This is a genomic window from Bifidobacterium sp. LCP19S3_E9 (assembly GCF_052121135.1).
GTDB classification, from domain to species: domain Bacteria; phylum Actinomycetota; class Actinomycetes; order Actinomycetales; family Bifidobacteriaceae; genus Bifidobacterium; species Bifidobacterium thermacidophilum.
In genome coordinates, this window is the sequence record NZ_JBQKEV010000001.1 from 244,446 (window position 1) to 257,131 (window position 12,686).

10 protein-coding genes, 1 pseudogene and 1 riboswitch are annotated in these 12,686 nt (G+C 60.2%); of the genes and pseudogenes, 7 read left to right on the plus strand and 4 right to left on the minus strand.

What is annotated here, in order from left to right:
- Positions 1-6 precede the first annotated feature (6 nt).
- The 4 genes and pseudogenes from ACTQYB_RS00940 to ACTQYB_RS00955 all read right to left on the minus strand — a co-directional run.
- Complete coding sequence (locus ACTQYB_RS00940) at positions 7-270, minus strand: hypothetical protein (protein WP_441481590.1); 264 nt, start codon at positions 268-270, stop codon at positions 7-9.
- On the minus strand, positions 209-775 hold the full coding sequence (locus ACTQYB_RS00945; RefSeq protein ID WP_441481589.1) for a type IV pilus modification PilV family protein: 567 nt from the start codon (positions 773-775) through the stop codon (positions 209-211). The genes ACTQYB_RS00940 and ACTQYB_RS00945 overlap by 62 nt, the downstream gene beginning before the upstream one ends.
- Complete coding sequence (locus ACTQYB_RS00950; protein WP_441481588.1) at positions 756-1,199, minus strand: hypothetical protein; 444 nt, start codon at positions 1,197-1,199, stop codon at positions 756-758. Before ACTQYB_RS00950 ends, ACTQYB_RS00945 begins: the two co-directional genes overlap by 20 nt.
- 112 nt (positions 1,200-1,311) lie before the next feature.
- A pseudogene (locus ACTQYB_RS00955) lies at positions 1,312-1,506 on the minus strand (ABC transporter permease); the annotation flags it as partial.
- A 428-nt stretch (positions 1,507-1,934) separates the two neighbouring features.
- Positions 1,935-2,042: riboswitch (TPP riboswitch) on the plus strand.
- On the opposite strand from ACTQYB_RS00955, the gene ACTQYB_RS00960 reads away from it, so the two are divergent.
- From ACTQYB_RS00960 to ACTQYB_RS00990, 7 genes are all read left to right on the plus strand, one after another.
- Positions 2,032-3,024, plus strand: a complete 993-nt coding sequence (locus ACTQYB_RS00960; RefSeq protein ID WP_441481704.1) for a hydroxyethylthiazole kinase — start codon at positions 2,032-2,034, stop codon at positions 3,022-3,024. Its footprint overlaps the riboswitch before it by 11 nt.
- Before the next feature lie 275 nt (positions 3,025-3,299).
- Complete coding sequence (gene thiC, locus ACTQYB_RS00965) at positions 3,300-6,011, plus strand: phosphomethylpyrimidine synthase ThiC (protein WP_441481587.1); 2,712 nt, start codon at positions 3,300-3,302, stop codon at positions 6,009-6,011.
- A complete protein-coding gene (gene thiD, locus ACTQYB_RS00970) occupies positions 6,008-6,838 on the plus strand; it encodes a bifunctional hydroxymethylpyrimidine kinase/phosphomethylpyrimidine kinase (protein ID WP_441481586.1) in 831 nt (276 codons plus the stop codon). The genes thiC and thiD overlap by 4 nt, the downstream gene beginning before the upstream one ends.
- Before the next feature lie 240 nt (positions 6,839-7,078).
- Positions 7,079-7,462 carry a thiamine-binding protein gene (locus ACTQYB_RS00975; RefSeq protein ID WP_101451928.1) on the plus strand — a complete coding sequence of 128 codons (384 nt, stop codon included), beginning with the start codon at positions 7,079-7,081 and terminating at the stop codon, positions 7,460-7,462.
- Positions 7,463-7,740: 278 nt separating this feature from the next.
- Positions 7,741-8,784 (plus strand): LacI family DNA-binding transcriptional regulator, encoded by a 1,044-nt coding sequence (locus ACTQYB_RS00980; RefSeq protein ID WP_441481585.1) that lies wholly within the window; start codon positions 7,741-7,743, stop codon positions 8,782-8,784.
- Between the two features lie 557 nt (positions 8,785-9,341).
- On the plus strand, positions 9,342-10,682 hold the full coding sequence (locus tag ACTQYB_RS00985; RefSeq protein WP_033505126.1) for an MFS transporter: 1,341 nt from the start codon (positions 9,342-9,344) through the stop codon (positions 10,680-10,682).
- A gap of 242 nt (positions 10,683-10,924) precedes the next feature.
- Positions 10,925-12,538 carry a glycoside hydrolase family 32 protein gene (locus ACTQYB_RS00990; RefSeq protein ID WP_441481584.1) on the plus strand — a complete coding sequence of 538 codons (1,614 nt, stop codon included), beginning with the start codon at positions 10,925-10,927 and terminating at the stop codon, positions 12,536-12,538.
- Positions 12,539-12,686 lie beyond the last annotated feature (148 nt).

The following is a 12,686-nucleotide window of genomic DNA, read 5'->3' on the forward strand; positions in this document are numbered from 1 at the left end:
ACCGCCTCACTTGCTCTTCAGGGTGTCGTCATTGCTGCCATCGAAAATCGCGGCAGTGCTGTACCAGCAAGTCTTGCCTTGATGCTGGCTGTCCGGCCAAGTGACGAGCACAACCACGCGGGGCATCGGCGAATAGGTCGGACTAGAAGCGGTACCAGTGTTGAACGGGCCGGTCGGGAACTTCGTGGCGTCCGTGATGGATGCTGCATCAACGGCTTTGTTGCCTTCGCCGACATATTTGTACGCACCGACAGCGCCGGATGAAGTCACCAGACCTTGCTTCGACGCGGACAGGCAGGAAGCCTCGGCAGACAGGCGATAACATTTGCCGACAACCGTGCATACGGTATACGTGGCGCCTTCCCTGCTGGTCGTTGGTCTCGACCTTGGCCTGGATCGCCGTGGCGCTCGGAGAATCATTCCACCCCAGATCCATGGTATCTGAAGCGTTCTCAATCACATTGAAATCGGTAGCCGCCTTGAGCGCCCCCTGCGCCCCCGACTTGGACATGCCCGACGTGAGCGTAGAGAAAATCGTGTTGCCTTCTTTGCCCTTCACGCTTTCCTGTACCCGCTCCATACCCGATTCGGCAAGACCAACCGCGATGGCACGCTGCTGGTGTGCGTAGGAAGAATGCACGGCGGTGACGGCGAACTGGGCAGCCGCCAGTCCGACGAGCGTCAACATGCCAATCGCCACGATGACCTCAACCATGGTGAAGCCGCGCTGCATACGTTTGAGCAGCGCCCGCCTCCTACCGTATGTATGGCCCACGGTTGTTCTCCTCTCTTATACCGGGCGTCAACCCGTGCCGGGAACTTGTTTTCTCTCTCGTTTTCCGTATTACCCTGCTGCCAGTCAATGACCGCCAGATAATAGGTGAGCCCCGCAAAGCCTCAACCCTGCAGGGCGAATTGATGTCACGGCTTATGCGGATACCATTCCAAAGCGCCTGTGGTGCTCTCGTGCTTGTATTCGGAATCACCCAAATCGCTGCCCCCTCGACGGTATAGCAATCACCGCCGTTGGTGTCGCTGTAGCTGATGGTCACCTTGATGGTGTTGTCTTTGGACACTGTAATGGGGATGCCGCTGATGGTGCCGCCGGCCTGCGTAAATGTGCATTCCTTGTCGCTGCATGTCGTCGAAGAATCATTGGTCTTCATCGTCAGCTTTTCGCCGTCTTTGAGCTTGGTCATGGCGGTGGCGATGGTCACCTGGGCGTTGTTGCACATCGTTCTGCACGGATGAACGCCATGCCGACTTACGCTGATTCAGATAAATAGGGACCGCCACCCATACGAAGAAGACCGCCGTCACCAGTTGAATGCTTTTTATTCCCCACTCGTATGGGACGCCGAGACGTGCGGGAATCGCGAACAACAGCCACCACAACGGCGGGTGTCCTTCGTAATGCGGGCGTACCAGCAAGAGATCATGCCATGAGCAGTCGCGGGCGATCAACCATGATTACGCCTCATCGAACCAAGGTTCGTGGAAGCACATCACCACGATGACAACGACTGCGTACACAGCCAACACGACCCATTGTCAACAACGCGACTGGCCGTTTTTCATCTTCACCGCCAGATGATGCATGAAGTCCTTCTCCTCTCAGTTTGCCCGGCCGTAGCGAGACGTGCGCGCCGCAACGTCGACCCCGATAGTGTGATCGCAATCCGAGCGAGACCGATCTACACCAACCACACATCCACGCCGGCGCAAGGCGACCGAAAGACAACCGTGTCAGTGTCCCGGGAGATTCAGTGCTGTCAGCAACGCCTGGAAAAGACCTACGTCATTCGGACTCGGCAGGACATACGTAACCTCTTAATATTATCCGGAACCCTGAACCTCAGCGGCGTGCAATCTGCACGCGCCAATCCGCCCCGAATCCACCCCGTGTCCTCGGGCGTCCATACGATGGCTCACATAATCCAATGCAGGGGAGCCTGCCGCAAGGCAAGGCTGAGAAAGGCACCGTGCCTGACCCTTAGAACCTGTTGGTTAGAACCAGCGTAGGGAGCAATGATGAACACAGACGCATCACCAGATATCACCGGCAGTACCAGCGCAGCCCTGAACGGAACACCGTTGCCAGCGGACGACCCCGAGCGCCAGCTGATTGCGAAGGCTGTGCGCGAGGTGAAGGACACCACGCCGCTCGCCCAATCATTCACGAACTTCGTGACCATCAACCTTGTCGCCAACGCGCAGCTCGCGGCAGGCGGCACCGCGGCGATGAGCTACCTGCCGGACGATATCATCGACACCGCGGCAATCGCCAAGGCCACCTACATCAACGTCGGCACCCTGCTGCCGTTTTTCAAGGACGCGCTCGGCAACATCGCGCGGTCGCTGCAAGCCATGCACCACCCGTGGGTGCTTGACCCCGTCGCCGCCGGCATCGGACGCACCCGTTCCGCCATTCTGTGGGCATTCCGCTCCGCTCCTCCGACCATCGTGCGGGGTAATGCTTCGGAAATCATCGCGTTAGCGGGAATCTGGGATCTCAACGTCCCATCCGCTGGTTCCGATACAGGAGCCAAGGAGGGAACCACACGACCGGCAGGCGTCGAAGCTGTCGATGACGTGGACAGCGCCACAAACGCCGCAATCGTGATGGCGCGATATTTGCGCAGCTACGCGCCAAATCACCGTGCCGCTGTCGCCGTGTCCGGCGCCACAGATCTTGTCACCGACGGAGACACCGTGTACCGGTTGCCCGGCGGCAGCTCGATGATGACGAAAATCACCGGTGCCGGATGCTCGCTCGGCGGGGTCACCGCCACCTATCTCGCCGTAGCCGATCCGCTTACCGCCGCGCTGGCTGCGAGCGCACTGTACAACCGTGCCTCCGAGCAGGCTGCGGAAGGCTGCACCGGACCAGGAAGCTTCCAAACCCGATTCCTTGACGCGCTGTGGAACGTCACCGCCGAAGACATCGCCGCATCGCCAATCATCGTGTCACATGTCCCTGCGTCGCAAAACAGCGTATCTCCAGACACCGCAGGCACGGCCTGACAAGTCGCAATCGAACCGCGCCAAGCATGTAGACGTTGCTCCATCGCCAAGGAAACACATCCGGCATGCCCGCAACGCCGTCGCGGTGAGACCAGCGGCGAGCAATGCATACGCAAACGTAATCATCCCATCGCCATATTTAGGTGAGATATCGCTGATATTGAGCGAATGAATCGTTTGCATAATATCAATGCATTCGGCAGTAAGCCCCAGCACGATACTTCAGAACTTCAGAACCAAGGGTCACAATCGGCCCAATAACAGAAAGAAACACCATGACCAACTACCCCTACGCCTCCATGCGGGACACCTTCGACTTGACCGCCTACTGCATCCTCGGGTCGCAAGATACCAAGGGACGCCCGATCGGCGATATCGTCGATGACGCGCTGCAAGGCGGCGCCACCTTCATCCAGCTGCGTGACAAAACCGCAGATGCCAAGCAACTGACCGAAACCGCACGGGATATCGCGCAGATCATCGAAGACAACGACAAGTCCGACACGGTCGCCTTCGTCATCGACGACCGTGTGGACGTCGTCTGGCAGTGCCGCAATCTGGGTATCAAGGTCGACGGCGTGCATATCGGGCAGGACGACATGGACCCGCGCGAGGCGCGACAGCTGCTCGGCGACGATGCCATCATCGGCCTGAGCGCGGAAACCGAAAGCCTCGTCAAACTCATCAACGAACTGCCGAGCGGCTGCATCGACTACATCGGCGCTGCGCCGCTGCATCCCTCCACCACCAAGCCTGATGCCATCGTCGTCGAGGATGACGGTAGCAAGCATTTCCTGAGCATCGACTTGATCAACACCATCTGTACTGCCAGCGATTATCCGGTCGTCATCGGCGGCGGTGTGACCCTCGCCGACATGCGCGATCTGGCTGCATCCAAGGCAGCCGGCTGGTTCGTAGTCTCGGCAATCGCCGGGGCTGAGGACCCGAAAGCCACCACCCAAGCGATGGTGGATGCGTGGCGCAGCGTACGCGGCAGCGGACATCACGGATACGCGGCGCGCACCATCTCGAGCGCACCGGCAGCGGGGACAACATCTGTGGGGGACGCCAATGAGGTGACGGACGGCAATCCGCCCGCCACCTCACTCAACCGTTTGCAATCCGGCCAGCCCGGTGGCTTCACCAACGCAAAAGCTGCAAAGGAAGCCGCACGACTCGCCAAACAGCAGCGCGTCGACATCGCCGCACGCGGCTGCACACAACGCGACAAGGCGCACATCCGCAAAACCGAGCGCATCCATTTCGAGAACGAATCAGGCAGCTACGACCTCGACGTGCCCTACACCGAAATCAAACTCTCCGACACCCCCGGCGTCGGCCCGAACCCGCCGTTCCACGATTACAACACCGAAGGTCCCTCATGCGACCCGAAAGAAGGGCTCGCGCCACTACGTCTCGACTGGATCCGCGACCGAGGGGACGTCGTCGAATACGAAGGCCGCGAGCGCAACCTCGCCGATGACGGCAAGCGCGCAGTCCAACGCGGCAAGGCGACCAAGGAATGGCGCGGCCGCAAACACAATCCGCTCAAGGCCTCAGGGCATCCGGTCACGCAGATGTGGTATGCGCGGCACAACATCATCACGCCGGAAATGCGGTTCGTCGCAGCCCGCGAGCATTGCGACACCGAGCTGGTCCGTTCCGAACTCGCCGCCGGTCGTGCGGTCATGCCGTGCAATATCAACCATCCGGAAGCCGAGCCGATGATTATCGGGTCGAAATTCCTTACCAAACTCAACGCGAATATGGGCAATTCCGCGGTGTCGTCGTCCATTGATGAGGAGGTCGACAAGCTCACGTGGGCCACGAAGTGGGGCGCTGATACCGTGATGGACCTGTCCACCGGCAACGACATCCACACCACGCGCGAGTGGATCCTGCGCAACTCCCCCGTCCCGATCGGCACCGTGCCGATGTACCAGGCGTTGGAAAAAGTCGAGGATGATGCGACCAAGCTTAGCTGGGAACTGTTCCGCGACACTGTGATCGAACAGTGCGAGCAGGGCGTGGACTACATGACCATCCATGCGGGCGTGCTGCTGCGCTACGTGCCGCTGACCGCAAACCGCGTGACCGGCATCGTTTCGCGTGGCGGCTCAATCATGGCGCAATGGTGCATGCAGCATGAACAGGAAAGCTTCCTGTACACGCATTTCGACGAATTATGTGAGATTTTCGCCAAATACGACGTCGCCTTCTCTCTGGGGGATGGTCTGCGTCCTGGCTGCCTGGCTGATGCGAATGATGCCGCTCAGCTCGCCGAACTCATGACATTGGGCGAACTCACCCAGCGTGCGTGGGATCATGACGTGCAGGTCATGGTCGAAGGACCGGGGCATATCCCCTTCGACACGGTGCGTATGAACATCGAAATGGAGCAGGCGATCTGCAAGGGTGCGCCCTTCTACACACTCGGCCCGCTGACCACCGACACCGCGCCCGGCTACGACCACATCACTTCAGCGATCGGCGGCGTGGAAATCGCACGCTACGGCACCGCGATGCTGTGCTACGTGACTCCGAAGGAGCATCTGGGCCTGCCGAACAAGGATGATGTCAAGCAGGGCGTGATCACATACAAGATCGCATGCCATGCGGCGGATATCGCCAAACACCATCCGCACGCGCAAGACCGAGACCTCGCGATTTCCAAGGCACGATTCGAATTCCGCTGGCTTGACCAGTTCAACCTGTCGTATGACCCGGACACCGCCATCGCCTACCATGACGACACGCTGCCCGCGGAACCCGCGAAAATGGCGCACTTCTGCTCGATGTGCGGACCGAAGTTCTGCTCGATGGCGATTTCGCAGAATATCCGCAAGAAGTACGGGAACGCCGCGGCTCAGGAACGGATCGTCGCCGGCGTTGACTCGCGAGGCGGCGCTGCGGGTGTGCAAGTCGGCGCGAATGTGGACCGTACCGACATGAACGATACGAACGCCAAGGAAGGATTCCAAGCATGAGCGGCGAAACACCGCTGCATGCCGTTACCACCACGCTGCCGGCAGTCCTCACCATCGCCGGCAGCGACTGCTCCGGCGGAGCGGGAATCCAAGCGGACCTGAAAACCATGCTTGCGTGCGGCGTGTACGGCATGAGCGCCATCACATCCATCACCGCGCAAAACACCCAAGGTGTCAGCGCGGTCGAAGACGTGAGCCCCGGCATCCTCGCCGCCCAGTTGGATGCCGTATACACCGATATTCCGCCTGCCGCTACAAAAATCGGCATGGTATCCAACGCCCGGCTCATCGAAGTGATCGGGGATGCGCTGCGAACGTATCAAGCCGCAAACGTCGTGCTTGACCCGGTCATGGTTTCTTCCAGCGGGACACGGCTGCTCGACGAGAACGCTGAAAGCGCCCTGACTGGCCTGTTCGGACTGTGCCGGCTCATCACCCCGAACATTCCCGAAGCAGAAGTACTCTGCGAGCTGGCTGCCGGCTCAATCGACACCCCGGATGCGATGGCGGACGCCGCCAGACGCATGGCTGCGCGCTATGGATGCGCGGTCTTGGTCAAAGGTGGGCACAGCGTGCAGGGCGCAAGCGACGTGGTGGCCGAACCGGACGGTGACGTGACTTGGTTCCGCGGCGAGCATATCGACAATTCCAACACACACGGGACTGGATGCACGCTTTCGAGCGCGATTGCGAGCGCACTGGCACGAGGAGAGACATTGCCGTCGGCGATTCGCGACGGCAAGGCTTACCTGACCGGTGCCATCGGCGCGGGACTGGATTTGGGTCACGGTTCGGGGCCTATGGATCACGCGTGGCGATGGCGGTGACAGCGGAAGTGACTGTGGAAGTGACGACAGAGGTGCGACAAGCGTGATCTGACAGTGACAATGACGATGATGGTGACGATGACCGCGGCTGTGGCCTCGGCAATGTCCTCGACAGTGGCGAGCGTTCCTCGTCATCGTGACCGGAGATAATCGATATCGACAATAATCAACAACAATCAGCCGTGAATCCGCGCAGCCCCAGAACGACTTCTTGCGGATTCCCATGAGAAAGGACGAATCATGACCCTCGATCGCAATGCGGAACGTCAGCAAGTACCTGTCGATCCCGAAACCGGCAAACCATATATCAACACCGTTGCCGCCGTCGCTATCAGTCCCGCCGGGGCAAGCCCCGAAAAATCGACGTATGTGGCGCAAGCGGTCGATGTCATCCGCCAATCCGGGCTGCCCAACGAAACCAACGCCATGTTCACCAATATTGAAGGCGACCTCGATCAGGTGCTCGCCACCATTCGCGATGCGACCATGAAGCTCGCCGGGCAGGGATACCGCACTGATGTGGTCATCCGGCTGGACATCCGCCCCGGATTCAGCGGGCAGATTCACGCCAAGCAGGAACTCGTCAACGAAATCCTCGACGGGAAGGCCGAACAGGCGAAGTGACAGCGATCTTGCCGTGGCGTGACAGTGGCGTCGCACCACGGCGAGATACCGGCCAATCCGGCAATGCCACCCGAGATATCCAGCCGGGGTACAACGCAACAACCGCACCGTAGCAAAACACCAACCAATCCAACGCCGCAGCCGGACATATCCCACCGCCACGCAACACAACAGTCGCACCGCAGCAAGATTCGCAATACCCGCGCACAGCGATTTTGACAACACATCGCTTACAATGGTCGCCGGTAGCAACAGCAAGAAGAAAGGCCAAGCTATCCATGACCACCATGCAGGACGTCGCTGACATCGCAGGAGTGTCAAAAGCCAGCGTATCCCTCGTACTCAACGGCCGTGACGCCGGACACGTCAAGCCGCAGACCGCGGAACTCATTCGACAGACCGCCGCAAAGCTCGGCTATCATCCCAACCAACTGGCGCGCAGTCTACGCACCAGCCGCACGCATATGCTCGGCTTCATCAGCGAAGAAGTCGCCACCACCCCATACGCAGGCGGCATCATCCTCGGCGCGCAAGACGCGGCCAGCTCATACGGGTACGTGCTTCTCACCGTCAGCACCGACGGCATGGCAAACGAAGAGCAAGAGCTCACCGCACTCCGACGGTACGGTGTCGACGGATTCCTGTATTCGAAAATGTCCAACCGCATCACCGACGTGCCTCAAACCCTCACCGATTATCCGCTGGTTCTTCTCGACGCCACCGATCGCAACAAACGATTCCCCAGCGTCGAACCCGACGAATTCCGGATCGGATACGACGCCACCAAACGGCTGATCGACGCGGGATGCAAACGGATCGCATACGTCGGATGCTCGGAGCCGCTCATCGCACAGCCCCGACGCCTGCGCGGATACCAGGCCGCGCTCAGCGACGCCGGTATGCCGATCGATGACGCGTTACACGTCGACGTGCTCAACAACGGGCCGGCATTACGAACAGTCAGCAAGCTGTTCGACGAGCAGCAGCCGGACGGGTTCTTCTGCTTCAACGATGCCCGCGCATGGTACGTGTATGAATGCGCGGCGCGACGGGGGCTGACCGTGGGGCGCGATATTTCCGTGGTCGGTGTGGATAACCACCGCGTGTTCGCTGAAACCCTCGAACCGCTCTTGACCACAGTCGAACTGCCGCATTACGAGATGGGGTATTGGGGGGCGTGCCGGCTGATTTCCATCATCGAAGGGCATGACGTCGACACCTCGGTGTGGCCGGAGACGACCGCTCCCCTGCCGCCGCTCGACGCGCCAATCCCCGCGACGATCCACTGCAAGCTCATCGACAAGAAGTCGGTGCGCGAGTAGTGCGCATGGCCGCGGAAGGCGGCGATACGGTGGCGAGATTGTTGCGATCGGCTGTCATATCCGTCGATCGCGCAGTGGCAAGATGCCAAATCAACTACCAATGGAACCCGGCCAACCACGCCGTAGCGCGACCGTCCGGTCACACCACAGCAAGACGTCCCCGAATCCACCCACTAAACCGTACGGCATCACCATGCCGTGCGGCCGACCGGTCACACCACAGTGAGATATCCGATTCCCCGGCCGCGTCTCGTCACACCCCCGGCCACACCCCCAATCACACCCCTCCGAACATACCCCCGACCACGCCTCACCGCACTCCATTCCGCCGCATCGCAGCGTACCGTTTCCCCACAAGCTGCACGCACAAGCCGCACGACACGCCGTGCGTAAACCGATTGACGTAAACCGTTTTACCCCCTACTGTTATCCATAAAGCAAAGCGCAGCAGCCTTGCCAAACCAGCTCGCTACTGGCACCGACAAATCAACATCAATACAAGCCAAAGGACAATGACGCAACCGCATAGCAGCGGAATCTACCAGAAAGAGGCCATCATGGATACGACACACACCAAGAAATCGCCATCGACATGGAGCAATCCCTCCTACTTGCAAAGCTCGTTCGGCATCTTCATGTTCTTCTGCTCGTGGGGCATCTGGTGGTCCTTCTTCTCCCGCTGGCTCACCGATCCCACGCACGGACTGGGCATGACCTCTGCACAGCAAGGTGAAATCTACTCGATCAACTCGCTGGCGACGCTCATCATCATGTTCGCCTACGGCACGATTCAAGACCAGCTCGGCATCAAGCGCCGCCTGGTTGTTGTTGTTTCGGCGATCGCGGCATGCGTCGGCCCGTTCGTGCAGTTCGTGTATGCGCCGATGCTCAACGCCGGCGGCACGGTCCGCATGATCGGCGTGCTGCTCGGCTCGGTGGTGCTGTCCGCCGGATTCATGGCGGGCTGCTCGCTCATCGAAGCGGTCACGGAACGCTATTCACGCCATTTCGGCTTCGAATACGGCCAGTCACGCGCCTGGGGCTCCTTCGGCTACGCGATTGTCGCCTTGTGCGCCGGCTTCCTGTTCAACATCAACCCGATGCTCAACTTCTGGGTCAGCTCGCTGTTCGGGGTGGGTATGCTGTGCGTCTACCTGTTCTGGGTTCCTTCCGAGCAGAAGGATGAGCTGCGCAAGGAAGCCGACCCGAATGCCGCTCCGACCAACCCGTCGCTCAAGGAAATGGTCTCCGTCCTCAAGATGCCGACCCTGTGGGTGCTCATCGTATTCATGCTGCTGACCAACACCTTCTACACCGTGTTCGACCAGCAGATGTTCCCGAACTATTACGCTTCCCTGTTCCCCACCACGGAAATCGGCAACGCGACATACGGCACGCTCAATTCGTTCCAGGTGTTCCTCGAGTCGGCCATGATGGGTGTCGTTCCGATCATCATGCGCAAGATCGGCGTGCGCAACGCGCTGCTGTTGGGTGCCACGGTGATGTTCCTGCGCATCGGCCTGTGCGGCGTGTTCCACGATCCCGTCGCCGTGTCCATCGTCAAGCTGTTCCACTCCATCGAGGTGCCGCTGTTCTGCCTGCCTGCGTTCCGCTACTTCACCTTGCACTTCGACACGAAGCTGTCCGCGACCCTGTACATGGTGGGCTTCCAGATTGCATCCCAGGTCGGTCAGGTGATCTTCTCCACTCCGCTGGGCGCGCTGCATGACCATTTGGGTGACCGTCCGACCTTCTTCACCATTTCGGGCATTGTGCTCGCGGCGTTGATTTACGGCATCTTCGTGATCAAGCGCGACGATCAGGAAGTCGGTGGCGATCCGTTCTACACCGACAAGCAAAAGCGTGCAATGGAGGCGGCAGCCGGTTCTCAGAGCTGACGCTCGGTCTGACATGCAGGACAGGTGTCGGTTCAGGACTGACGTCATTCGGTACCGACGTTCAGAACCGACATCTACGCCGAACGGCCGTCTTCCCCTTCGCTCCAGAATCCTTTGATTCCCGACTCCTTCTCTGACCGCTTCCGCAAGCGGCACGCTTCCCAAGCCATCGCCCGTCTTGCGGAAGCGGTCAGCGCCACACGACCACATCATCAATCACATCAATCAAATCAAGGATGATTATGACCAACACCACCCACACCGAAGGCACGCAGAACGCCACGACGACCTTCGCTTCCGGTTTCACTCCAGCGCAGCCAGTGCTCACACCCATCCGCGACCATGCACAGCAGCTTGAACAAGCGGAGGCGGGCGTCCGCAAACTCGCCGCAACCCGCAACGACCGCTGGTACCCCCTGTTCCATATCGCTTCCAACGGCGGCTGGATCAACGATCCCAACGGGCTGTGCCACTACAAAGGCCGCTGGCATGTCTTCTACCAGCTTCACCCGTACGGCACGCAGTGGGGCCCCATGCACTGGGGGCACGTTTCCTCTCCCGACATGCTGCATTGGCGGCGCGAACCGATTATGTTCGCCCCGTCGCTCGAGCAGGAGAAAGACGGCGTGTTCTCCGGTTCGGCAGTGATTGGCGATGACGGCAAGTTGCGCTTCTACTACACCGGGCATCGTTGGGCCAACGGGCACGACAACGCCGATGGCGACTGGCAGGTGCAGATGCTCGCCGAGGCCGACAACGATGAGCTCACCCACGCCACCAAGCGCGGCATGATCATCGATTGCCCGCTCGACCGCGTCTCGCACAACTATCGCGACCCGAAAGTGTGGAAAACCGGTGACACCTGGTACATGACCTTCGGTGTGACTTCCAAGGAGCATCGCGGCCAGATGTGGTTGTTCTCTTCGCATGACATGGTGCGCTGGACCTACGAGCGCGTGCTGTTCGAACACCCCGACCCTGACGTGTATATGCTCGAATGCCCTGATTTCTTCCCGATTCGCGACTCTCATGGGCGGGAACGTTGGGTCATTGGTTTCTCCGCGATGGGCGCCAAGCCGAACGGATTCATGAATCGCAACGTGAGCAACGCCGGATACATCATCGGCGACTGGACACCTGGCGAGGCCTTCGAGCCGGACAGTGAGTTCCGTCTGTGGGATTGGGGGCACAACTTCTACGCCCCGCAATCCTTCGTCGACGGCGACCGGCACATCATGTACGGCTGGATGAGCCCGTTCACTCCGCCGATCCCCATGGAAGACGACGGTTGGTGCGGCAATCTCACCCTGCCGCGCGAGATCACGCTCGGTGACGATGGCGATCTGCACACCACTCCGGTGGCGGAAATGACGGGGTTGCGCGAACACACCACCGAATTGGGCCCGACCCGGCTGGATACCAACGAGCTGAAGACCATCATGACCGATGCACAAGCGGTGGAAATCGAGATGACCATCGATCTACGCGAAACAACCGCGGAGCGCGCGGGACTACGCGTCCATGCGACCGATGACGGCGCATTCACCGCAATCGGCTACGATGCGCAGACGCAGCGAGTGGTCATCGACCGTCAGGCGGCGGCGCGAGGCGATCGCGGGTACCGTGCCGCGCCGCTGAGCGAGCAGGAACTGGCGTCGGGATTGCTCAAGCTGCGTGTATTCGTCGACCGCGGTTGCGTCGAGGTGTATATCAATGACGGCCGTCAGGTGATGAGTTCCTACAGCTACCCGTCTGCCGGGCCGCGGGCGGTTATGCTCGCCACCGAATCCGGCGGCATGGCAGTGCGCGACCTCACTGTGCACACCCTCGCCTCGATCGGGCTTGCTGACAAGTAGTAATCGCGCGCAGTCTCGGGTGCGGTAACTGGCGTGCGGTGGGCTGGTTCACTCCCCCCCCCCCCCGCTAACATGTTGGTCAACAGCGAAAACCGTGGTAAAAACCCCCCCTGCAATAAACCGGGCCCACCCCAAACACATAAAACCC

Coding starts and splice junctions, on each gene's coding strand:
- ACTQYB_RS00975 (WP_101451928.1), top strand. CDS start 7,079: ATGACCCTCGATCGCAATGCGGAACGTCAGCAAGTACCTGTCGATCCC.
- thiC (WP_441481587.1), top strand. CDS start 3,300: ATGACCAACTACCCCTACGCCTCCATGCGGGACACCTTCGACTTGACC.
- ACTQYB_RS00950 (WP_441481588.1), bottom strand. CDS start 1,199: ATGACCAAGCTCAAAGACGGCGAAAAGCTGACGATGAAGACCAATGAT.
- thiD (WP_441481586.1), top strand. CDS start 6,008: ATGAGCGGCGAAACACCGCTGCATGCCGTTACCACCACGCTGCCGGCA.
- ACTQYB_RS00990 (WP_441481584.1), top strand. CDS start 10,925: ATGACCAACACCACCCACACCGAAGGCACGCAGAACGCCACGACGACC.
- ACTQYB_RS00960 (WP_441481704.1), top strand. CDS start 2,032: ATGAACACAGACGCATCACCAGATATCACCGGCAGTACCAGCGCAGCC.
- ACTQYB_RS00980 (WP_441481585.1), top strand. CDS start 7,741: ATGACCACCATGCAGGACGTCGCTGACATCGCAGGAGTGTCAAAAGCC.
- ACTQYB_RS00985 (WP_033505126.1), top strand. CDS start 9,342: ATGGATACGACACACACCAAGAAATCGCCATCGACATGGAGCAATCCC.